This is a genomic window from Glycocaulis alkaliphilus, assembly GCF_004000605.1.
GTDB lineage: Bacteria > Pseudomonadota > Alphaproteobacteria > Caulobacterales > Maricaulaceae > Glycocaulis > Glycocaulis alkaliphilus.
On record NZ_CP018911.1, the window covers coordinates 525656 to 548376 of the forward strand.

21 protein-coding genes and 1 tRNA gene are annotated in these 22721 nt (G+C 64.1%); 14 read left to right on the forward strand and 8 right to left on the reverse strand.

Going from position 1 to position 22721, the window contains the following annotated elements; genetic code table 11:
* Window positions 1–48: 48 nt before the first annotated feature.
* The 8 genes from X907_RS02505 to X907_RS02540 all read left to right on the forward strand — a co-directional run bounded on the left by X907_RS02505 (window position 49) and on the right by X907_RS02540 (window position 7461).
* Window positions 49–411 (forward strand): hypothetical protein, encoded by a 363-nt coding sequence (locus X907_RS02505; RefSeq protein ID WP_127565483.1) that lies wholly within the window; start codon window positions 49–51, stop codon window positions 409–411.
* A gap of 10 nt (window positions 412–421) precedes the next feature.
* Window positions 422–2095, forward strand: a complete 1674-nt coding sequence (locus tag X907_RS02510; protein WP_127565484.1) for a terminase large subunit — start codon at window positions 422–424, stop codon at window positions 2093–2095.
* Between the two features lie 62 nt (window positions 2096–2157).
* Window positions 2158–2799 (forward strand): hypothetical protein, encoded by a 642-nt coding sequence (locus X907_RS02515; RefSeq protein WP_127565485.1) that lies wholly within the window; start codon window positions 2158–2160, stop codon window positions 2797–2799.
* A 175-nt stretch (window positions 2800–2974) separates the two neighbouring features.
* A complete protein-coding gene (locus X907_RS02520) occupies window positions 2975–4267 on the forward strand; it encodes a phage major capsid protein (protein ID WP_127565486.1) in 1293 nt (430 codons plus the stop codon).
* Window positions 4268–4270: 3 nt separating this feature from the next.
* On the forward strand, window positions 4271–4891 hold the full coding sequence (locus tag X907_RS02525; protein WP_233352492.1) for an HK97 family phage prohead protease: 621 nt from the start codon (window positions 4271–4273) through the stop codon (window positions 4889–4891).
* On the forward strand, window positions 4888–6147 hold the full coding sequence (locus tag X907_RS02530; RefSeq protein ID WP_127565487.1) for a phage portal protein: 1260 nt from the start codon (window positions 4888–4890) through the stop codon (window positions 6145–6147). The genes X907_RS02525 and X907_RS02530 overlap by 4 nt, the downstream gene beginning before the upstream one ends.
* 35 nt (window positions 6148–6182) lie before the next feature.
* Window positions 6183–6347 carry a hypothetical protein gene (locus tag X907_RS02535; protein WP_170175428.1) on the forward strand — a complete coding sequence of 55 codons (165 nt, stop codon included), beginning with the start codon at window positions 6183–6185 and terminating at the stop codon, window positions 6345–6347.
* Between the two features lie 112 nt (window positions 6348–6459).
* Window positions 6460–7461, forward strand: a complete 1002-nt coding sequence (locus tag X907_RS02540) for a tyrosine-type recombinase/integrase (RefSeq protein ID WP_127565489.1) — start codon at window positions 6460–6462, stop codon at window positions 7459–7461.
* A 7-nt stretch (window positions 7462–7468) separates the two neighbouring features.
* Here the strand turns inward: X907_RS02540 and X907_RS02545 are convergent.
* A tRNA-Ile gene (locus X907_RS02545) sits at window positions 7469–7545 on the reverse strand.
* Between the two features lie 240 nt (window positions 7546–7785).
* Between X907_RS02545 and X907_RS02550 the strand changes: the two genes are divergently transcribed.
* Complete coding sequence (locus tag X907_RS02550) at window positions 7786–8562, forward strand: SIMPL domain-containing protein (RefSeq protein WP_127565490.1); 777 nt, start codon at window positions 7786–7788, stop codon at window positions 8560–8562.
* A 9-nt stretch (window positions 8563–8571) separates the two neighbouring features.
* Here the strand turns inward: X907_RS02550 and X907_RS02555 are convergent, their stop codons facing one another.
* Genes X907_RS02555 through X907_RS02565 form a run of 3 tightly spaced genes read right to left on the reverse strand, consistent with a single transcriptional unit; the run spans window position 8572 to window position 10782 of the window.
* Window positions 8572–9402: a TIGR01459 family HAD-type hydrolase gene (locus X907_RS02555; protein ID WP_127565491.1), complete on the reverse strand. Its 831-nt coding sequence runs from the start codon at window positions 9400–9402 to the stop codon at window positions 8572–8574.
* On the reverse strand, window positions 9402–10022 hold the full coding sequence (locus X907_RS02560) for an MlaC/ttg2D family ABC transporter substrate-binding protein (RefSeq protein ID WP_127565492.1): 621 nt from the start codon (window positions 10020–10022) through the stop codon (window positions 9402–9404). Before X907_RS02560 ends, X907_RS02555 begins: the two co-directional genes overlap by 1 nt.
* Window positions 10023–10059: 37 nt before the next feature.
* Entirely contained in the window at window positions 10060–10782 is a 723-nt protein-coding gene (locus X907_RS02565) for an MlaA family lipoprotein (protein ID WP_127565493.1), read from the reverse strand.
* Between the two features lie 174 nt (window positions 10783–10956).
* Between X907_RS02565 and metF the strand changes: the two genes are divergently transcribed.
* Window positions 10957–11847 (forward strand): methylenetetrahydrofolate reductase [NAD(P)H], encoded by an 891-nt coding sequence (gene metF / locus X907_RS02570; protein ID WP_127565494.1) that lies wholly within the window; start codon window positions 10957–10959, stop codon window positions 11845–11847.
* Window positions 11848–11851: 4 nt separating this feature from the next.
* Window positions 11852–12436 (forward strand): homocysteine S-methyltransferase family protein, encoded by a 585-nt coding sequence (locus X907_RS02575; RefSeq protein WP_127565495.1) that lies wholly within the window; start codon window positions 11852–11854, stop codon window positions 12434–12436.
* 32 nt (window positions 12437–12468) lie between these two features.
* On the opposite strand, the gene X907_RS02580 is transcribed toward X907_RS02575, so the two are convergent.
* Complete coding sequence (locus tag X907_RS02580) at window positions 12469–12918, reverse strand: TonB family protein (RefSeq protein WP_127565496.1); 450 nt, start codon at window positions 12916–12918, stop codon at window positions 12469–12471.
* Between the two features lie 278 nt (window positions 12919–13196).
* Here X907_RS02580 and X907_RS02585 point away from each other — a divergent pair, with 278 nt between their 5' ends.
* The 3 genes from X907_RS02585 to X907_RS02595 are packed head-to-tail and all read left to right on the forward strand — an operon-like array spanning window position 13197 to window position 16278.
* Window positions 13197–14168 carry a homoserine dehydrogenase gene (locus X907_RS02585; protein WP_127565497.1) on the forward strand — a complete coding sequence of 324 codons (972 nt, stop codon included), beginning with the start codon at window positions 13197–13199 and terminating at the stop codon, window positions 14166–14168.
* Window positions 14168–15124, forward strand: a complete 957-nt coding sequence (gene metX, locus X907_RS02590) for a homoserine O-succinyltransferase MetX (RefSeq protein WP_127565498.1) — start codon at window positions 14168–14170, stop codon at window positions 15122–15124. The genes X907_RS02585 and metX overlap by 1 nt, the downstream gene beginning before the upstream one ends.
* Window positions 15121–16278 carry a trans-sulfuration enzyme family protein gene (locus X907_RS02595; protein ID WP_127565499.1) on the forward strand — a complete coding sequence of 386 codons (1158 nt, stop codon included), beginning with the start codon at window positions 15121–15123 and terminating at the stop codon, window positions 16276–16278. Before metX ends, X907_RS02595 begins: the two co-directional genes overlap by 4 nt.
* Here X907_RS02595 and X907_RS02600 read toward each other — a convergent pair.
* The 3 genes from X907_RS02600 to putA form a co-directional block, all read right to left on the reverse strand.
* A complete protein-coding gene (locus X907_RS02600; RefSeq protein WP_170175430.1) occupies window positions 16275–17192 on the reverse strand; it encodes a lipid A-modifier LpxR family protein in 918 nt (305 codons plus the stop codon). The two genes, X907_RS02595 and X907_RS02600, sit on opposite strands and share 4 nt — an antisense overlap.
* Before the next feature lie 183 nt (window positions 17193–17375).
* A complete protein-coding gene (locus X907_RS02605; RefSeq protein WP_127569268.1) occupies window positions 17376–19232 on the reverse strand; it encodes a ribonucleoside-diphosphate reductase subunit alpha in 1857 nt (618 codons plus the stop codon).
* A gap of 311 nt (window positions 19233–19543) precedes the next feature.
* Window positions 19544–22690, reverse strand: coding sequence for a bifunctional proline dehydrogenase/L-glutamate gamma-semialdehyde dehydrogenase PutA (gene putA, locus X907_RS02610; protein WP_127565501.1), 3147 nt, complete (start codon window positions 22688–22690; stop codon window positions 19544–19546).
* Window positions 22691–22721: the final 31 nt, after the last annotated feature.

Genomic DNA, 22721 nt, shown 5'->3' on the forward strand with positions numbered 1-22721 from the left:
GGGAGCTTTTTCACAGAGTTAGTTTCAAAAATGGGAAGGACTGAACTGATGAAGACCGAAGAAACCGCTACCAATGAGCTGACCTTGGGCCGGGCGATGGCCGACTACCATCTCGCACACTCGCAGTTCTATGCTGCAAGCCACGCGCAACAGCCCGGACAGACTGCCGAAGATATCGAAACGGCTTATGAGGCGTTCCGTGCCTCGTTCAAGCGCGCGATCGAGCTGCCGGCGCGAAACCTTGGCGACCTGAAAGCGAAGCTAAGGCTCTATCTCAGCCACGAAATGGAGTTTCTCGACCCCGAACATACGAAATTCCTTGTTGACCTGATGGCAGACGTTGACGGGATTTCCGATCAAGCGAACGCCGTTCGCCGGGAAGCCTACGTTTCGCTGTCAGAGCTGCAATAGGGGCATTGGCATGGGACGGCGCGGCCCCGGAGCGACACCAGCCCCCAAGGATCAGGGGGAGAACGTCTTTCCCCTGTTCGAGGGTAAGCTGACAGCTCCGACGCTGCCCGCTCCGGTTCGGCGCTGGCGTGATGAGGAAGGGCTTTCGAGAGCGGAACGGGTAATTGCCTTTCTCGAAGACCTGCCCATCACGTCTGGCGCACATGCTGGGCGCAAGATGACCATACGGCCGTGGCAGCGCGACATTGTGAACGGCATCTACGCAACCGATAGCGACGGCGCGCGTCCGGTGCGAACGGCGGTTGTGTCCATGCCTCGCAAGAACGGAAAGACGGCGCTTGCTGCCGGTCTGGCACTGGCGCACCTGCTAGGCCCCGAAGCCGAGCCGCGCGGGCAGGTCTATTCTGCCGCCGTGGACCGTGATCAGGCCGCGCTGATCTACAATGAAATGGTGGCGATGATCAAAGCCGACCCTGAGTTCTCGCGCCGCGTGAACGTGCAGGCTTTCGCCAAACGGATCGAAGACTATGAAACCGGCTCGACCTACGCCGCCCTTTCATCGGATGCGCGCAAGGGCCACGGGCTGAACGCCTCTTTCGTGATCTATGACGAGCTGGCCCAGGCGCGTGACCGCAAGCTGTTCGAGAGCCTCGCAACCAGCATGGGTGCGCGAGCTGAACCGCTTATGGTTGTGATCTCCACCCAAGCCGCTGACGATACGCACTTCCTGTCCGAGCTGATCGATTACGGTCAGCAGGTACTTTCAGGCGTCACGCAAGACCCCAGCTTTCACCTGACGCTGTACAACGCGCCAGAGGATGCAGACCCTTGGGATGAAGCAACGTGGTACGCCTGCAATCCGGCGCTGGACGACTTTCGCAGCCTTGAGGAATTCAGGACGTTCGCGAAGCGCGCGGCGCGCGTTCCCAGCCTCGAAAGCACGTTCCGCAATCTGTATCTCAACCAGCGCGTTGACGCGGAAGCGCGCTTTATCAACCGCGTTGAATGGGAGAGCTGCGCCACGGTGCCGGATCGCCGGGCGCTGCGTGGCAAGGCCTGCTTTGGAGGTCTGGACCTTGGCGCTACCCGCGACCTCACAGCGCTTGTTCTGGTGTTTCCAGATGAACAGGGCGGGTTTGATGTGCTGCCCTATTTCTGGTGTCCCCGCGATCTCTTGCGCGAAAAGGAGGATGCGGAGCGCGTCCCGTACTTCACGTGGGCGAACAAGGGTTTCATTGAGGCCACGCCCGGCAAATCGACTGATTACGGGTATGTGGTCCAGCGGCTTGGCGAGCTGGCGCAGGAATTCGATATCAAGAGCATTGCCTATGACCGCTGGCGCATTGAGGAACTGCGCAGGCAGCTCGACGCGGAAGGCGTGAACTTGCGCCTGACCGAATGGGGGCAGGGCTTCAAGGATATGAGCCCCGCCGTCGATGCGCTGGAAACTTCGATAATCGACAGCAAGCTTCGCCATGGCGCACACCCCATCCTGACATGGAACGCGTCTAACGCGGTTGTGGACCGGGACGCCGCAGGGAACCGGAAGCTTTCAAAGGACAAGTCGCGGGAGAAAATCGACGGGCTGGTTGCGCTGGCCATGGCCATTGGCCTGTCACGCCGGGATACCGGCGAACGCCGTTCGCCTTCCTGCCTGACGGACGGGCCGATCATCCTGATGTAGTTTCGTACGCATAGCGTACAAAACGCTTGACCGGAGTTTTTCATTCGTGCAGCGTATGAAACATGGTTCGTAAGATCACCACACCGAAGGCGGTAACCGCACTGTCTCAGGCGCTCAATGTGCCGGAAGGACGCCTTCGCGTGAGCGCGATTGAAATGCGCAAGCATAAAGATGAGCTGCTGCCGAGGGGGCCAGCGGGCCGGGGCGCGCCGGAACTTCAACCCTACCACATTGCACGTCTCCTTTTGGCGGTACTGCTCGACCCAAAAAATCCTCACGATGCACCTGAGAATGTTGCGTATTTTGGCCTTTTGCCATTGTGTGAAATCACCCGTGCCGAAGACGCCCCTGACTTTTTCGGAGAGCTTGGTTTCGGTATCGGGGCCACGCTTGAGACCGTTTTGGCTAGTGTGCTTTCTGGTATCGGGCGCGAAGAACAGGACTTCTTGTCAGCGTATCGCGCTGCTGAACGCGATCTCGAAGACAAGCTGAAAGCCCTCCGGCTCGAAGTCCGCTTTTCACACCTCGAAGCAATCTTCACCGCATTTGGTGTAGAGTATCGCTTCTCAAGATATCCAAGCGAACGTCGCGAACAGGTCGCGGATACCACCGCGATTTTTGAGCCAGTTGAACGCAGCGCTGCCATCGAAACAGGTGTTTTCTTTCATTGCGCAGAAGTGTTCGCGGAGGCCCGCGAACAATGACGATCTTCAGTACACCCCACTTTCCTTCAAGCGCGGTGCGGCGCTTCGAGCTGGCCGGGTTGGGGTGTGGCAGGGGCGGGCGACGGTTCCCCTGTCCAGAAGTGCCCGGCCAGCACGTACCAAGCCTAAGCCCGCCGAGAGGCGCGTTATCCCTTAGATGGAGTTTTTTTCTCTCATGACACTCGCAGAACTTAAAGAGCGGCGCGCCAAGAAAGTGGCAGAGGCCCGCAAGATCAGCACCGACGCGGGAGCTTCGCCAAGCGATGACGCCCGCAAGCGGTTTGATGAAGTGGAAACGGAAATCCGTTCGCTTGACGAACAGATTACCCGTGAACAGAGGCTGGCCGAATGGGAGCGCTCTGCCGAGGCCGATCCGGTTTCCGGCTCTGACGGCGATTTCCACAATGCTTGTCAGGCGTTCTCGATTACGCGCGCGGTTGCGGCTCAGGTGCCTGATCTCGCGCCGTATGTTGACGCCGGGCGCGAGCGTGAAATCTCGCAAGAGCTGGCGCGCCGCTCCAACCGGTCGGTGAACGGCATTCTGGCCCCGATGGCCGTGTTTCAGGAAAAGCGGGTGCTCACCAGCACCACACCGGCTGGCGGGCCGGGATCGAATATCATCCCGACCCAGCAAGGCGAGTTCATCGACATTCTGCGCGCGCGCCTGCTGGTACAGCAACGCGGCGCACGTGTCCTGTCTGGCCTGTCCGGCAATCTGGACCTGCCCAAGCTGAAAGCGTCCGCTACGGCGGGCTGGGTAGCGGAGAACACCGCTCTCACGCCGAGCGATCACGAATTCACCAAGGTGCAGATGACACCAAAGCATGTCGGCGCACTGACAGAATTCTCGCGCAATATGCTGCTGCAATCGTCACCCGATATCGAACAGCTCATTCGCGCCGATTTCGCGTCTGTGCTGGCCGAAGCGGTGGACGCCGCCGCCATTCAGGGCGGCGGTTCAAACGAGCCGAACGGTATCCTAGAAACGGCCGGGATCGGTACGGTTGACTTCTCTACGCCGGGCTGGGCTGCCGTTCTCGAATTCATCGAGAAAATCGCAACCGCGAACGCCGATGCCGGTGCCATGGGCTGGGCAACCAACCCGAGCGTGGTGCGCCTGCTGCGCTCTACCTTGAAGGTGCCCACCGACGCCGGTGCGGGCTTCTTGATGGACGGGCCAGGCGAACTGGCCGGTTATGCCCTTTCGTCCAGCACTATCGTTCCGAACAATCTCAGCGATGGCGGCGACCCCGAAGAGCTGGACCGTTCGGCGCTGATATTCGGCAACTGGTCTGACCTTCTGGTTGGCTACTGGTCCGCGTTCGAAATTCTGGTGAACCCGTACGAGAGCACGGCCTACAAGAAGGGCAATGTTCAGGTGCGCGGCATGATCACTTGCGACGTAGCAGTGCGCCATGCCGAGAGCTTCGTTGCCGCCACCAATATCGACACGGCGCAAGGCGGCTAGGCCATGAACAGCACGCTTCGCCCCCGCATCATCATGCCCCCAGCCTCTCTGGTTGGCGGGCTGTCACGCGAACGCCGTTCGCGCGGTATTGGCGGGGGCGATGCCGTCGCTGAGACACGCGCCGTTCCGCTGGAATATCGCGCCAAAGGACGCCGCCTTGAAGGCTATGCGGCGTTGTTCGATACGCCTGCCGAAATTGGCGACTTCACCGAAGTGGTGAAGCCGGGTGCCTTCCGGGCAGCGCTAGAAGCCAATGATATTCTGGCGCTGTCAGACCATGACCCCAACCGCCTGCTGGCCCGTACAAGGTCTAAAACCCTGCGTCTTGCCGAAGACAGCCGGGGCTTGGCCTTCGATTTCGATCTGCCTGATACCCAGCTTGGCAGAGACGTTCTCGCCCTAGCTGAACGCGGCGATCTGGGCGGCATGTCGTTCGGCTTCAATGTGAAGCACGGCGGCGACACATGGGAAGGTCGCAAGCGGTCACTCATTGCGGTTGATCTTCGCGAAATCAGCGTCGTTTCGGCTTTCCCGGCCTATGACGGCACCGTCATCAGCGCCCGTTCTCGCGGCGAAGCCAGCCCGCTTGATCTGCGCGTTCGCCTGATGGAGCTAGGCCAATGAAAAACCCGCTCTCCACCATAAAGGCCATGTTCTCGCGCCTCGAACAGCGGGCCGGACACTTCGCCGGGAGCGCCGATCCCGAACCCGCCTTGCCGCCCATATCCAGCGGGCTTTTTGACGGTCTGATTGCTGCGCACGTGGATCCGGAACGCGCTTCACGCCATGCTGTCGCGCTCCGGTGCATCGCAGTGCAGGCCGAGAACCTCGCGGCGGTGCCGCTGAACCTTTACCGGCGCACCTCCAACGGTGGACGCGAAAAAGCGTCTGATCACCCCCTGTATACGGTGCTCCATGACGCCCCCAATGGTGCCCTTACGGCCTATGAGGCGCGCGAGTTCCTTACCACTGCCCTGCTGATTTATGGCAACGCCTATGCCCGGCTTGAGCGCAATGGCCGGGGGCAGGTCACAGCGCTGTACCCGCTCGATCCGCGCGCCGTCACTGTCGAACAAATCCGGGCCACGGGACGCTTGCGATACCGGGTGAGTGAAGCGCGCGGCGGCAATTACGTGCTTACCGCCGATGAAATGCTGCACCTGAGATACCGCCTCGACCGGGCCGGTATCATGGGGCTTTCACCGCTTCGCCTCGCCAGCGAAACCATGGGGCTCGCACTGGCACAAACAGAGCTGGCGCAAGCCCAGGCGGTCAACAGCTTCCGTCCAGCCGGTTTCCTGTCCTTCCCTGAGACCCTCAATGCGGAACAACGCAATCAGGTTTCAGGTGCGTTCAAAAACCAGCTCACCGGCTCGCTGCGCACCAACTCGCTTATGGTGCTCGACGGCGGCGTGAAGTTCGAAGCGTTCTCGATACCGTCGAAGGACGCGGAATTCCTCGAAAGCCGGAAGCTCGCCAATCTGGACGTAGCCCGCATCTTTGGCGTCCCGCCGACAGTGGTTGGAATTCCAGACCATGCTACCTATTCGAACGTCGAACAGGAAAGCCGGGCACTTGTGCAGCGCTGTCTTTTCCCGCTCGCCAAGCGGATAGAACAGGCGATGACGGCAACGCTCATCAGCCCGGCCAGCCGTGGCGAGCTGTTCATTGAGCATGACCTTGCCGGGCTGATGCGCGGCGATATCAAGTCCCGCTATGACGCCTACAAAATCGGCCGGGAATGGGGATGGCTGTCACCGAACGAAATACGCGGCTGGGAGAACCTTCCCGCCGTCGACGGCGGCGAGGAATACCTTTCCCCGCTCAATATGGCTCCACTGGGCAGCCGTGCGCCCGAAGAAGCGGGGGCAGGCCAGTGAGTACCCGCCGCAAGATACCATTCACTCAGGCGGAGATGAAGCGGCTTCTCGACGCTGCCCGCTTGAGCGGTATCGAGCGGCCAGTTCCGGTGTGCCGGGTGCTGCCTGATGGCACTTGCGAGTTGACGGCGCGCTCTGAACGCACCGACGCTGTTTATTCTGACGCGAACGAATGGGATAGGGCGCTTGGCCTCGATTAGGTTGAAATACGTTTCATCCTTTACGGATCGCCACGGGAAGCGGCGCTATCGCTTTCGCCGGAAGGGCGCGCCTGCCTGTTACCTGCCCGGAGAACCGGGAAGCAAAGAGTTCATGGACGCCTATGATGCGGCCATAAAAGGCGAGCTGGGCGCGGTGGCGCCCGTTGGCGTGAACCGCGCACCGCCCGGCAGCCTGTCTAATCTCATTGCGATCTACTACGGCTCGACCGCGTTTGACGGCCTTGAGCCTTCAACCAAGCGCACTTACCGTGCCAGCCTTGAGCCACTCCGCGACAAGTATGGCCAGCTCGCCGTACGGACTATGCAGACCAGGCATGTCGAAGCCATGGTGCGCGCGCTGGGGGACCGGCCCGCATCTGCCAACAAGCTGCTAAAGAGGCTCAAGACGCTTTTCGAGCTTGCCGTTAGAATGGGCTGGCGCACCGATAACCCCGCAGCGCCGGTGCGGCCCTACAGGATCAAGAGCGACGGCTTTCACGCGTGGACCGAAGACGAAATTCACGCCTTCAAAACCGCGTATCCGAGCGGCTCGCGCGAACGTCTGGCGCTGGCGCTGTTGCTGTGCACCGGCCAGCGCAGCGGCGACGTGGCACGTATGGGGCCGCAAGCAATAGTGCGCCTACCTGACGGTGCGAGGGCGATCAAGCTCAGGCAGCAAAAGACCGGCAAGGCACTTCTATTGCCGATCCTGCCGGAGCTTGAACGGGAGCTTGCTGCCGGCAACGCCTCACATCTGGTGTTCATAGTGACTGAATACGGCCGCCCGTTCAGCGTGAAAGGCTTCCAGCAATGGTTTGCCGCGCGGGCAAAGGCGGCAACCGGCAATGACCGCTGTACCGCCCACGGCCTTAGGAAGGCCTGTGCTGTGCGGCTGGCCAATGCCGGGGCCACGTCTCACCAGATACAAGCTATCACCGGGCACACAAGCCTGTCAGAGGTTCAGCATTACACCGCCGCGCGCGATCAAGTTCAGCTCGCGCAATCTGCCTTTGGCCTTCTCTCAGGCGGCACAAGTGGCGAACACACAGTGTCTAACCTGAGCAAAAGGTTAGACAGTTCTGAGCCTAAACCCATGAAAGCAAAGGAGAAATAAATGCACATGGTGGGCCCGGAGGGACTCGAACCCCCAACCAAGCGGTTATGAGCCGCCGGCTCTGACCAGTTGAGCTACAGGCCCACCGTAGCGCCCTGATAGCGCAGGCTGGCGGGAGGGGGAAGCGCGCGCTTCACGCCAATTTCCGCGTCCGCCGGAACGCGATGGCCATGGGCACGCCACCACCCCGCCTTGCTTTTGCCTCGCGTGCATGGGGAGATGGGCAAATCGTGATGCAACCCGGACGATGCCGGATCGTTATCCGGTCCGGGGCGCGGGAGGGTTTCGCCTGCGCGCGATACGGATTGAAAGCGGAGATTGACAATGAACCATAGTTTAAACGTTACACCGGCCCGTATGGCCTTGCGGCGGCGCCTGACCGGCGCGGCCCTGGCCGCTGGCCTGCTGCTGGGCGCGGCGGCGATGATGCCGGTGCCTGCCTTCGCGCAGGCGCAGTCAGAGACGCAGGAGGGCCGCCTGTCCCTGTCGGCGCAGGGCGAGGTGCGTATCGCGCCGGACATGGCCACGGTCAGCGCCGGGGCGCGCACGCGCGCCGACACCGCAGCCGAGGCACTGGCCGCCAATGCGCGGGCCATGTCGGGCGTGTTTCAGGCGCTGGAGCGCGCAGGCATTGCCCGGCGTGACATCCAGACCTCCGGCCTGTCGCTGAATGCGGTCTATGAGCCCTATGATTCCGAGCGTGGGCGCGACCAGCGTATTGCCGGTTATGAGGCCAGCAATACGGTGCGCGTGATCGTGCGCGACATGGACCGTGTGGGCCGCACGATTGATGCGCTGGTGTCCTCCGGTGCCAACCAGCTGCAGGGCGTGAATTTCACCCATTCCGATCCGGCCGAGGCGCGCGACGAAGCCCGCCGCCGCGCGGTGAACGAGCTGAACCGCTTGCGGTCTCTTTATGCCGAGGCTGCCGGAATCTCGACGGGCCGGCTGATCTCGCTGAGCGAGAGCAGTTCCAGCCAGCCTTCGCCGATGATGTATGCCCGCGCCGAATCCGTCTCGATGGATGCCGGTACCGAAGTGGCACCGGGCGAGATCACGATCTCGGTCAATGTGGATGCGGTCTGGGCCATCCAGCCCTGATGGAAGCGCCTACCAGACGAGGTCCGGGGCCTGCCAGCGCGGGCTCCGGCCGTCCGGCCAGCTGATCTCGCCGGAATTGATCCCGCCGGTGATGAACAGGCAGTCCAGCCCTTCGCGGTTTGCACCCGCCAGATCGGTCGCCGGCCCGTCGCCGATCGCGAGGATACGCGCCTTGGGCGGGGTTTCGCCGGACAGCTTGGCCAGCGCGTCATAGGCCAGCTCATAGATCGGCGTGTGCGGCTTGCCGGCATAGAGGGCGGTGCCGCCGAGCGCTTCATAGGCCTGCGCCAGTGCGCCCGCGCAATAGAGCAGCCGCCCGCCTGGCCCCTGAACCACTATGTCGGGATTGGCGCAGACCATGGGCAGGCCCAGCGCCGCCGCCTCATTCAGAAGCCCGGCATAATCCTCCGGCGTCTCGTTCTCATAATCGACAAGGCCGGTGCAGGAGATGAGTTTTGCATCCTGCAGGCCGGAAAACCTGAGGCCCGTGCCCGCATAGATCGGATCGTCAAAGTCCGGCCCCAGCTTGTAGGCCGGACCGGCGCCAAAGCGTGACAGCAGGGCGTGTGTGGCATCGCCGGAGGTGACGGCGGCGTCCCACACGCCATCGGGCGCGCCCATGCCTTTCAGGAAGCGCTCCAGCGAAGGCGCACGGCGCGGCGAGTTGGACACCAGGCAGACCCGGCCCCCGTGTTGCCGGAAGCGGACCAGCGCATCCAGCGCAGGTCCGATCAGGCTCTCCCCGTCACGGATGACACCCCAGACATCGCACAAAATGGCGTCATACTGAGCGGCCAGCGCGCCGAGGCGCGCTGGCGCTGAAGCGTCAGATGCGGCCATCACTGCATGCGCTGGCGCAGGGCGCGCGTTGCGGCGCTGACATCACCGCGCGCATTGCCGATAATGCTGGTGATCTCCTCGCGCTGTGTCTGGGCGAGCCACACACCCATCACCTCGGCATCGACAACTTTCATGCCGTCATCAGTGCTCATCACCCGCCAGTTCACCGGCACGTCATCGCCCGCGCCATTGGCCCGCACGGTGGAGCGCACAATGAAGTCGCCCTGCGAACGCGTCACCGAGCCGGTGACTTCCAGCGTCTGCCCGGCATAATTGCCCAGCTCGCTCTCATACACATTGATGGCGAACTCCCGGAACACGGTCCGGAATTCCTCCAGCTCCGCCTCGTCCGCGCCACGGCGATAGCGTCCAAGCACGAAATTGGTAATGCGCGGCACATCGGCCAGCACGTCGATCCGGTCGCGGAAATTGCGTTTCAGGGCCTCCTCGTCCAGCTCGCCCTCGTTATAGGCCTGCAGGGCGTTGATAACCTCTTGCGCCTCGCGCTGGACAAAGGCTTCTGCCTCGCTGGCGCTCTGCGCGGACGAAGGCTGGGCGAAGACGAGCAGGGCGAAGGCCGCAACGAGGCCCGTGGCCGAAAATTTGAATAATTGGAGCATGTTTCCTGTCCTGGTAGCTGGCGTGGCTCCCATCACGTCAGTCGAAATCGGGCAGATCATTGAAGTCCTGCGCTGTTCCCAGCGCATTGGCCCGGTTCTGCCGGTAGACCGAGCGCAACTGAACGTAGGGGTCGATGGCACTACGTTCCAGACTCTGGAAGGTTTCATCGAGCTGCAGCCTGACGTCTATCGCATAGATGGCCCGGTAGACCCAGATCGCCTCCGTCTCGCGGACATCCTCGACCCAGTAGGTGGGGTGGGGATAACGGTCCACAAACCGGCCAAACGTGTCGCGCACGCTGGACGGGCCGAGGAAGGGCAGGACCATGTAGGGTCCGCTCTCCACGCCCCAGTGTCCGAGTGTCAGGCCGAAATCGGTATCGCGCCGCGCGATATTGGCTTCGCTGGCAACGTCAAACAACCCGCCCACGCCGACAATCGTGTTAAGGCCAAAGCGGCTGGCGGTCGCGAAGGCGTCACCCGGACGGCCCTGCAGCAGCAGGTTGGCGAACACGACCGGTTCATTGAGATTTCTCAGCGCATTGCGCACGCCCAGGCGTCCTGTGCGCGGTACTGCACCGCGATAGGCATAGGCGACCGGGGCGATGACAGCCTCGTCGGCGGCGGCGTTGAAGCTGAACACGGCCCGGTTCAGTGGCTCGAACGGATCATTGGCCTGAAGGGATTCCGGGCGTGTGGTGCAGGCTGCCAGAGCAAGTCCGGCAAGGACAACAGGTCCTGCAAGGCGTAATTGGCGCATCAATCGTATTTCCCTTCAAGCGCAGCTGTCTGCCCGATGCCCCCGCATCCAGCTGACTTAGATAAGGCGTCCATGCGTTTTGCCAAAGATCGATTTGTGTCTTTGGCATTGAAGCATGCTGGATAATCGCATAAACATATCCTTATGTAGTTGTTTGCGATGCGAGGCGGCACCATGCCCGATGGGCGCACCCTGCCGGTCCGGCCCGGCCCGGCCATATCCTTCGAGTTCTTCCCGCCCAAGAGCGAGGCCATGGAAGAGCGGCTGTGGGATTCCATCTCCCGGCTGGCGCCGCTCGACCCGCTCTATGTGTCGGTGACGTATGGGGCGGGCGGCTCGACGCGTGACCGGACGCACCGCACGGTGCGCCGCATCGTGGAAGAGACGGCTCTCAAACCCGCAGCCCATCTGACCTGTGTGGATGCGCGCTGCGAGGAGGTCGACGAGGTCATCCGTGATTACTGGGCGGCGGGCGTGCGCCATATCGTGGCGCTGCGCGGCGATCCGCCCAGCGGGGTTGGTGATCGTTATGAGCCGTTCGATGGCGGCTACGCCAATGCAGCGGAGCTGGCGGCTGGCATCCGCGCAGTGGGCGATTTCGAGGTGTCGGTCGGCTGCTATCCGGAAAAGCACCCTGAAAGCGCGAGCTTCGACCACGATATAGATCTCTTGAAAGCCAAGATCGACAATGGCGCAACGCGCGCCATCACCCAGTTCTTCTTCGATGCGGATGTGTATTTCCGCTATCTGGACCGGGTGCGCAAAGCGGGCATCGATATTCCCATCGTGCCGGGTATCATGATGCAGTCCAACTTTGCCGGGCTGGTGCGCATGGCGGGCCTGTGTGGCGCTTCGATCCCGGCCCGCCTGTTTGACCTTTTCGACGGGCTGGAAAGCGATCCCGGCACGCGTGAGCTTCTCACCGCCAATGTGGTCGCTGATCTGTGCCATGATCTGTGCGACCAGGGCGTTGACCAGCTCCACTTCTACACCCTGAACCGGGCCGAGCTGGCGCTGGCGACCTGCCGGCTGCTGGGCGTGCGTCCGGTGGAAATGGCGGCCTGATCCCATGAGTTTTGACCGGAAATCGCGCCTTGAGGCGCTCGAAGCGGAATCGCAAAAGCGCATCCTCGTGCTGGATGGTGCCATGGGCACGATGATCCAGCGCCTGAAACCGTCCGAGGAGGATTACCGGGGCGAGCGGTTTGCCGATTGGGGCAAGGCGCTCAAGGGCAATAACGATCTTCTGAACCTCACCAGGCCCGATGCGATACGCGATATTCACGTGGCCTATTTCGAGGCGGGCGCGGACCTGATCGAGACCAACACATTCTCGGCCACGACCATCGCCCAGGCCGACTACGAGATGGAAGAGCTTGCCGCCGAGATCGCCCGCGAAGGCGCGCGCCAGACGGTCTTCAAGCCAGGCCACGCGCTTCTGCCAGTGGGAACGGGCGCTGCGCACACCCTCGGTCAGCCGCCAGGCCCAGAGCGCAGTCGCCACGGCAAAACCCACCGCTCCGCCGGTAACGATCAACGTTGCCAGCTGTGCCGGCTCGGTGGCCATCATGGCATGCCCCCTTCACTGCGCGGCCACGGCAAACAGACACGTGGCCATTGCGTGTCGGTGCGGCCGGACGAATCAGCAGTTTAACGGAAGGTGAATCCCGGCGCGAGAACAGGATATCAGCGTATGCGCACCTGTCCGAGCACAAACTCGAACATCACCGTGCAGCCGGTCAGGTGGGCACCTTCACCCAGCGCGGCGAATCGCCAGGCCTGCACCGCACGGCGGGCCTCCCGGTCGAAGAACCGGCCGGGCACACCTTGCGCGATGCGCACATTCTCCACCGCCCCGGACTGGGCGACGTCGAACTGGACGATGGACCAGCCCTGCTCGCCGCGCGCCCAGCCCCGCGCCGGATAGTCCGGCAGCGGTGCATGCACGGCGCTGAGTGGCTCGCCCTGACACCCCTCGCTAGGGGCAATGCGCGCAATATTGGGCATGAGCGGCATTTGCGATTGCGGCATGAACGGTCCGCGCGCACGCGGATCGGCAACAGGTGCCGGCACGGACACGCAAGCCGGCAGAAGGGTTGCAAGAGCCGCAAGGGCAAGAAGCGGAGTGCTGCGCATGGCGGTCAGACTAGCCGGTCGGGGCCGTCCTGCCAGCGCCCTTGCGCAGTGCGCGACAACCCGCTTGACATCATATAAGGACATCTTTATGTCCTGATCTTGCGCCGATTTGAGCTTCAGCTTGCGGGCGCGGAACAAATGCAGCTAAAGCGAAGCAGGACAAGACATTCACCGCCCGACAGGGCGAAACCCGGTATCGTCCTGCATCCCTTTGCCATCGGCGCTGATGCATTTGCCTTTCCGCTCTCCCGCGTGACGGAAAGAAGAGTGGTACTGCCATGGCCCCCCTGGACAACGCCCCGAGCCTTTACATTCCTGCCGCCGTGCGCGGGCGGGCAATGCGCGCGGTTCTGCTGGGCTGCGGCACGGTAGGCAGCCAGCTCGCCGCCCGGCTGCCGCAGGGCGTGGCGATCGAGGCGATTGCCGTGCGCCGCTGGCGCGATCTCGGCAAGGGTGCCGTCCGGGTGCTCGACAATCTGGACGCCGCTCTGGACCTTGCGCCTGACCTGGTGATTGATGCCCTGCCGGGCTGCACGGAAGCCGAGACGGCGCTGGAGCGGGCGGTTCACGCAGGCGCGCATGTGGTATCGGCCAACAAGGCTGTCATAGCGCGCCGCCCCGATCTGGAGCGCGCGGCCAGGGAGAAGGGCCGTGCCTTTCTCTACAGCGCAGCTGTCGGCGGCGGGGTGCCGGTGCTGGAAACGGTCGGCGCGCTGACCGCCCGCGGCCGCGAGATCACGACGGTGAAGGGGGTGGTCAACGGTACCTCCAATTTCGTGCTCGACCGGCTTTCGAAGGGAGAACGCCTTGAAAGCGCGGTCAGCGCAGCGCAGGCAGCAGGCTTTGCCGAGGCCGACCCGAGCGCCGATCTCGACGGCGATGATGCGGCGGCCAAGCTCGTGCTGGTGGCGCGCGCAGCCTGGGGCATCGACATTGATCCGGATTCGATTGCCCGCCAGTCCATCCGTGATCTGGCCCCCGGTTTTGCCGCGAAGGCGGCCCGCGAGGGTCTGCGTATCCGCCAGGTCGGCCGCCTCGCCCGTGTCGGCGGGGGCGTCCATGCGGCGGTGCGGCTGGAAGCGGTCAGCGCCGACAGCGTGTTCTACCGGGTGGAGCGCGAGGGCAATGGTGTCGTCATTTCGCTGAAGGATGCGCCCGGCGTGATCCTCACCGGCAAGGGCGCAGGCGGCGTGCCGACGGCAGCCAGCATGGCCGGTGATCTGGTCCGGCTCGTTGCGGAACACGGCTGATGCGCGTGCCTGCCCTCGCCGCGGAGGAGGCGGACGGCGAACCTGCCTGTCTGTTCCCCATCCATGACCACATCACCACGCTGGAGCTCAGCTCGGGCGCGTTTGTCACAGCGAGGGGGCGTGTGTATGGCCCTGCCGGAGCCCCGGCTGTCATCGTGCTCGGCGGGATATCCGCGCACCGTTTCCTGCTGGGCGATCATGCCGAGCGGACAAGCTGGTGGCCGGGCATTGCCGGGCCGGGCCTGGCACTCGATCCGCTGCGCCATCAGCTTCTCGCATTTGATTTTCTGGCCGACGAGGTGCGCCCCTTTCCGCGCGTCGAGGATCAGGCCGAGGCCTTGCTGGCGCTGGCAGATGCCGCCGGCTTTGATACCTTTCAGATCGTCGGCGCCTCCTATGGCGGCACGATTGCGCTGGCGCTGGCGGCGCTGGCACCGGATCGCGTGACAGGCCTGCATGTGCTGTGCGCGGCGCATCGCCCCCATACGATGACAACCGCGCTGCGCGCGATACAGCGCGATATTGTCGAGTTCGGCCTGGCGCGCGGGGATGGCGCTGGCGGGGTGGATCTGGCCCGGCGCCTGGCCATGACCACCTACCGCACGCCCGAAGAGTTCCAGTCGCGGTTCGCCGATCCGGCACCCGGATCACCCGATGCGGCCGGGGTAGAGGCCTATCTCGCCGCACGCGGGGGCGACTACGCCGCGCGGACAAGCCCGCAGCGCTTCCTGGCCCTGTCCCGTTCCATGGATGCAGCGCGGATTGACCCATCGGCCATCCGCGCTCCCTTGCGCCTGCTCGCCCTTAAGGAAGACCGGCTGGTTCCGCTTGCCGATATAGAGGCGCTGGCAGCCTGCGTGCCCGGTGCGCAGCTGGTGCGCGCGTCCAGCCTTTACGGACATGACGGATTTCTCAAGGAGCGCGAAGCCGTCAGCCGGTTTCTGGAGGGGCTATGAGCCGCAAGACCGTGAACGAGGCCTTTGCCACCCGTGCGGCACGGGCAGGGATCAACGCCGATCCCGGCCATGGCGGCATCACGGCGCCGATCAATGTGGCTGCCACCTATGTCCGCACCGATCCGGCCATTGCCGGCCCGTTCGACTATGCGCGCACCAACGCGCCCTCACGTGCGGTTCTGGCAGACGCGATCGCCGGCCTGGAAGGGGCGGCGGGGGCCTGCCTGACGGCCTCGGGCATGGCGGCCATCGATCTGATCCTGAACCTCGTCCCTGCCGGCGCGCGCATCGTTGCCGCGCATGACTGCTATGGCGGCACGCAGCGCCTGTTCAATGCGCGCGCGCCCCAGCGCGGGTTCGAGATCGTCTATGCCGACGCCACGGACCTCGGCGCGCTGGAGATGGCGCTGGCGCCCGGCGCGGCGCTGCTCTTTCTGGAAACCCCGTCCAATCCGCGCCTGCGTATTACCGATATCGAGGCTGCCAGCGCTCTCGGTCACGCGGCCGGGGCAGTGGTGGCCGTGGACAACACGGTGCTCTCGCCCGCCATCCAGCGCCCGATCGCGCTGGGCGCCGACCTCGTCGTCAGCTCGCTGACCAAGATCATCAACGGCCATTCCGACATGGTGGGCGGAGTGGTGTGCGCCAGCGATACGGACCTGGTGGAACAGCTTGCCTGGTGGCTCAATGCGTCTGGCACCGGGCTTGGACCGTTTGATGCCTTCCTGGCCACACGGGGGCTTCGCACGCTGCCGCTGAGGGCGAAGGCACAGTCGGAGGCCGCGCTGGAGCTTGCCAGGCGCCTTTCGGCCCACGGCAAGGTGGTCCGCGTCGATTATCCCGGTCTTGCCGCGCACCCCGGCCATGCGCTCGCCACGCGCCAGCAGCAGGGCCTGTTCGGCCCGCTGGTCAGCCTGGAGATCAAGGGCGATCCGCGCGCGTTTCTGGCAGGCCTCGGCCTTTTCTCTCTCGCCCAGTCGCTGGGCGGGGTGGAGAGCCTGGTTTCGGTGCCAGCGCTAATGACCCACGCCTCCATGAGCGCTGCCGCGCGCGCCCATGCCGGCATCAGCGACTCGCTGATCCGCCTGTCGGTGGGTCTGGAGGATGTCGAGGATTTGTGGCGGGACCTGGATGCCGCCCTCGAGGGCGCCTAGCGCCGCCAGGTCAGCGAGAAGGCGGCGAAGTCCTCTGACGTGTCCCAGGACTGGGCTGGCAGGGACCAGCTGGTCTCGCGGCGCACATAGGCCAGCGACAGATCAACGCCCTGGACGCGCATGGCAATGCCGGCCTGCTGGTCGCCGACCATCGCATAGGGCTGCAAGGTGAGCGTCTCGCGTATATTGCGGCGGTCGCCGGGACGGTAGACGAGCGCCTGACGGTCGGCCCCGGCAAAGAACCACCAGCCGGCACCGGTGCTGTCATCATCGCTGACGAAATGGCCGACGCGCACCGAGGCGCCGAACTCGGTAGCGGAGCCTGCATCGCCCACGCTGAGGCCCGCGCGCGGGCGCAGGCCCACATCAAGCCCATCCATGCCGCCGGGGCTGTCGAAGCGGCCCTCATAGCGCAGCGCGACAGCGCGCCCGCGGGCCCGGCCCGCAGAATATCTCCAGGCCGGCATGTCGATCGCGGTGGGCGACAGCGCCGACACCACCCAGTCCGGCTCCTCGCTGTCAAACAGCGATACACTCAGCTGGCTGCCCCGGTTGGTGCGTGCGATCACGGTTTCCGGCGCGTGGAACGCCCCGAAGCTTTCCGGAGCGATGCCGCTGGCGGAGGCCGACAGGCCCGACTGGGCAATCGCGGACGCGCCGCCATGCTCGCCGTGCGTGTCTTCCGGCCCGCCGAGAGCCAGCCGCATGGAGGGCAGCGGGCCGGAGGACATTTCCTCAAGCAGGGGTGCGATGATCAGGGTGCTGGGATTGGCCGAATCGGCAGACTGCGCCTGCACCGCGCCTTGCAGTGCCAGCGCCGAGGCCCCGGCACAGGCCGCAAGGCGCGCAATCGCTGCAGCAGAGCTGCAGGTTGCGCGTGCGCAAGGCTGTGCAATGGTCGTCGGGGCGGTCACGATGATGCACTCCAGTGCCGGTTTCGTCACCCAATTACGCATAGCTTTGTATCAGGTTCCGGGCCTGCTCCGCCAGAGGATTCGCGATAGCGTTTAATTGTACGTAAAGCCCGATGCAGCCGGGCAACGCCGGGAGGGGGTTCCGCCTCCCGGCGCGCGCATGCTGGTGGCGCCGTGTCTGCCTTATTGGCAGGCAAGACACTCTTCGTACTCGGTCTTGGCCGCGGACTTCATGGAGCTTTCCATGCCGTCCTTGTCCTCCGAGCCGGCAAAGGCGGTGCGCTGGACCGATTTCGAGCGGCAGTAATAGAGCGACTTGATGCCCCGCTCCCACGCCGTCCAGTGCAGCATGTGCAGGTCCCACTTATCGACATTGCCCGGCAGGAAGATGTTCAGTGACTGGGCCTGGCAGATAAAGGGCGTGCGGTCGGCGGCATGCTCGATCACCCAGCGCTGGTCCAGCTCGAATGCTGTCTTGAACACGTCCTTCTCGTCCTGGGTGAGGGCGTCGAGATGCTGGACCGAGCCTTCATGCTCGATGATGGAGTTCCAGGTGGCCTGGGTGTTCAGCCCCTTGTCGTCGAGCAGTTTTTCCAGATACGGGTTCTTGACCGTGAAGGAGCCCGACAGGGTCTTGTGGGTGTAGACATTGGCCGGGATCGGTTCGATGCCGGCACTGGTGCCACCGCAAATGATCGAGATCGATGCGGTCGGCGCGATCGCAAGCTTGTGGGAGAAGCGTGCCTTGACGCCGCTCTCTGCCGCATCCGGGCAGGCACCGCGCTCTTCGGCAAGCTTGACCGAGGCGCGGTCCGCGCCCTGACGCAAATGCTTGAACAGCTTGCGGTTCCAGCTCGCCGCCATCGCGGACTCAAACGGAATGTTCAGAGCCTGCAGGAAGGAGTGGAAGCCCATAAGCCCGAGACCGACAGACCGTTCGCGCCAGGCCGAATAGGTGGCGCGGTCCATCTCGTCGGGCGCGCGGTCGATGAAGTCCTGCAGCACGTTGTCGAGGAAGCGGAACAGATCCTCGATGAAGAGCGGTTCGTCCTTCCACTCGAGGAATTTCTCTGCGTTGACCGAGGACAGGCAGCACACCGCCGTGCGGTCGCGGCCCAGATGGTCGACGCCCGTCGGCAGCATGATTTCCGAGCACAGGTTGGACTGGCGCACTTTCAGGCCCAGCTTCTTCTGGAATACCGGCAGCGCGTTGTTCACCGTGTCGGAATAGATGATGTAGGGCTCGCCGGTCTGCAGGCGCAGCTCGAGGATTTTCTGCCACAGCTTGCGCGCGGAGATGGATTTCACCACTTCGCCGGATTTCGGCGAGATGAGCGGGAAGTCCGCATCTTCGCGCACGGCCACCATGAACTCGTCGGTGATGTTGAGGCCGTGATGGAGGTTGAGGCTCTTGCGGTTGAAATCGCCTGAGGGTTTGCGGATCTCGAGGAATTCCTCGATTTCCGGGTGGTGGATGTCGAGATAGACGGCGGCCGAACCACGGCGCAGCGAACCTTGGGAAATCGCAAGGGTCAGCGAATCCATCACGCGGATGAAGGGAATGATGCCGGAGGTCTGCCCGTTCTGGCCGACCTTCTCGCCGATGGAGCGCACATGGCCCCAATAGGTGCCGATGCCGCCGCCATTGGAGGCCAGCCACACATTCTCCGTCCAGGTGGCCACGATATCGTCCAGCGAATCGCCCACCGAGTTGAGGAAGCAGGAGATGGGCAGGCCGCGCTCGGCGCCGCCATTGGACAGGACCGGGGTCGCCGGCATGAACCAGAGCCGCGACATGTAGTCATAAAGGCGCTGGGCATGGGCGGTATCGTCGGCATAGGCGCTGGCGGCGCGCGCAAACATGTCCTGATAGCTTTCGCCGGGCAGGAGATAGCGGTCGACCAGCGTCTTCTTGCCGAAATCGGTGAGCAGCGCATCACGCGAAGAATCGGTTTTCACGCTCTCCACAAGGCGCAGCGTGACGGCTTTCGGCTTGCCTCGCCGCGAGCGCTCAAGCCCTTGCGTGGCGGTGCCGGACATCGGTGCTGAGTCAAACGGCGTCATGGTGCAAACCGCTCCTTCGTGCAGGGCGCAAAAATCCGTGGCGCAGGGCCGGGACGCGCGCGCTGCCTTAACAAAACCTATACATGCTGTGTGGCTTCCCCCGGAAACCGCAACATATAGTGCTAAGGGTCTCGGCTAGCGTCAACGGCCCAAAGGCGCCTCAGACCAATTTTTTGGTAAACAAACTCCTAACACACCGCCGTCCGTATCCGGACTCTTTAACGCTTTCGGGGCGATAGGCCTGCTGCGATTAAATGTGGAAAGCTGGCGGTCTCCCGCCAGCCGCCTCACCCCAGATTCAGCAGTTCAGGGTCGCCGCCCTGGGCTGCGATATTGACCGTGACCGTGCGCTCGGCGGCGAAACGGTAGAGATAGTGCGGTCCCCCGGCCTTCGGGCCGGTGCCGGACAGGCCCTCGCCGCCGAAGGGCTGCACGCCGACGACCGCGCCGATCATGTTCCGGTTCACATAGGTGTTGCCCGCCGGAACGGCCTCGCGCACCGAATCAAGGAAGCGCTGGAGGCGCGAATGCACGCCGAGCGTCAGCCCGTAGCCCTTGCCTGCGAGCTGGGCGGCGAGCTTTGGCAGGTCGGAGCGCTTGTAGCGGATGACATGCAGGATCGGGCCGAACACTTCGCGGTCCATCCCGTCGAGCGAGGCGAGTTCCACCATCAGCGGAGCAAAGTAATGCCCCTTCGCCTTGAGCTCATCGCCGAGCGGCGCACGGTGCAGGATGGTGGCTTCGCGTGCCATGCGCTCCGCGTGGGCGTTCAGCATGTCCAGCGCCTCGGTATCAATCACCGGCCCGACATCGGTGGCAGGGTCGGCAGGCTCGCCAAGGGTCAGCGCATCCATTGCGCCCTTGAGGGCCTCGATCGTCTGGTCGGCGGTCTCGCGCGGCAGGAAGATCAGGCGCAGGGCCGAGCAGCGCTGGCCGGCGGAGCCGAAGGCGGAGATCACCGCATCGTCCACCACCTGCTCCTTCAGGGCGGAGGTGTCGACGAACATGGCGTTGAGCCCGCCCGTCTCCGCGATGAGCGGCAGGATCGCTCCGTCCCGCTGTGCCAGCGTGCGGTTGATGATGCGGGCCACTTCGGTTGAGCCGGTGAAGGCCACACCGGCCAGCAGCGGGTGGCCGGTCATCAGCGCGCCCACCTTGCCGTCGCCCGGCACCAGCTGGACGACATCCTTTGGCAGGCCCGCCTTCTGGAACAGGCGGACCGCCTCGAACGCCACCAGCGGCGTCTGCTCGGCCGGTTTGGCGACCACGGTATTTCCGGCTGCCAGGGCGGCAGCGACCTGGCCCACAAAAATCGCCAGCGGGAAGTTCCACGGGCTGATGCAGGCAAACACGCCGCGTCCGCGCAGTTCGAGATGGTTGGTTTCCCCTGCCGGGCCGGGCAGGCGGTCGGCATGGCCGAACTTGGTTTCGGCCTCGGCGGCGTAATAGCGCAGGAAATCGACTGCCTCGCGCACTTCGGCGACGCCATCATTCAAGGTCTTGCCGGCTTCGCGCGACAGAATCGCCATGAAGCGTTCCGTGTCGGTCTCCAGAGCGTCGGCCAGCTTGCGCAGGATCGCGGCGCGGGCCGGCCCGCCCTCCCGGTCCCACGCGTCGAACGCCTTGTGGGCGGCGGTGAAGGCCGCGTCCACCATGCCGGCATCGGCTTCGGTCACCGTGCTGACGATCCGGGCAGTGTCGGCAGGGCTCGCCTGCTCGCGTGCCTCTCCTGCTTTCACCTTGCCGGACAGGATCGGGCCGCAGGCGTAGGGCATGGCCTTGTCAAACCGCATCTGTGCATCTGCCAGCATGTCGCGAACGCCTTTCTGAGAGAGGTCAACGCCCGCCGAATTGTCCCGATGGGGACCGTACAGGCGCGGCGGGGCGGGAATGAAGGGATGACGGTCCATGCTGTCGGCGCCTTCAAACGGCCCGCGCGCCACGTCGGCGGCTGGAACGTCAGGGTCCAGGAAGGAATGGACAAAGGAGGTGTTGGCCCCGTTCTCCAGCAGGCGGCGCACCAGATAGGGCAACAGGTCTTCATGGCTGCCCACCGGCGCATACACCCGCACCGGGCGCAGGGGGAAGGCGCTGGCGGCGGCATTGTAGAGTGGCTCGCCCATCCCGTGCAGGCGCTGGAACTCGTAGGCCTCATTGCCCAGCTCTGCCGCGATCTCGCGTACGGCGCACAGCGAATGCGCGTTATGGGTGGCAAACTGGGGATAGATGGTATCCGGCTCGGCCAGCATCACCCGCGCGCAGGCAAGATAATTGAGGTCGGTTGCCGACTTGGTGGTCCAGACCGGAAAGTCGGGCCAGCCATTCATCTGCGAAAACTTCACTTCGGTGTCCCAGTAGGCACCCTTGACGAGGCGCACCATCAGCCGGCGGCCGCTGGCACGGCCCAGCGCGGCGAGCTTCTCGATGACGGCGCGCGCACGCTTCTGGTAGCCCTGTACGGCGAGGCCCAGCCCGTTCCAGCCTGCAAGCGAGGGCTCATGGGCAAGCCGCTCGAGGATCATCAGCTGCAGGACGAGCCGGTCGGACTCCTCGGCATCCAGGCAGAAGCCGATATTGGCGGCCCTGGCGGCCTCGGCCTGCTCCAGCACTTTGGGATAAAGCTCACGCCAGATCGCATCGATCTTGAAGATGGTATAGCGCGGGTGCAGCGCCGACAGCTTCACCGACACGCCGTCCACGGTTTCCACCGGCCCGTCCTGACGGGCTTTGGCCACCGCTGCAATCGCGTCCATGTAACGGGTGTGGTAGCGCGCCGCATCCGCGTGCGTGCGCGCGCCTTCGCCCAGCATGTCGAACGAGAAGAGCGGGAAATGCCCCTCGGGCACTTTCCAGGCATGGCCGCGCCTGATGGCGGCATTGATCGTGCGGCCCAGCACGAACTGCTCGCCCAGAATGCGCATGGCCTGCCGGGTGGCGGTGCGGATGACCGGCTCGCCCAGCCGCCCTGCAATCGCGCGGAAATACCCGCCGGGATCCTTGCGCGCTTCCGGGTCCACATCCATCAGGGAGCCCGACATCATCAGGCCCAGGGTGGAGGCGTTGACCAGCCAGTTCTCCGACTTCCAGGCATGCTCGCCCCAGGAACCCGAACCGATCTTCTCGGCAATCAGCGCGTCCGCGGTTTTCGCGTCCGGCACGCGCAAAAGGGCTTCTGCCAGACACATCAGGGCGAGGCCTTCCTTGTTCGACAGGCCAAACTCCTGAAGGAAGGATTCCATGAGGCCGGTGCGCGTCTTCGCCGCGCGGGCGCGCTCCACCAGGTCGATTGCGGCGGCAGAGACCCGGGCGCGCGCCGCGCCATCAAGTCCGGCCTGCGCGTTCAGCGCCCGTACGGCCTCGCTTTCGGAGGCGAACTTCAGGGCGTCGATCGCGTTCCAGTCGATGCCGGTGGATTTCGAATTCGCGTGGGTCATCCAGGTTCCCGTCCTCGTGGCCAGACAGGCG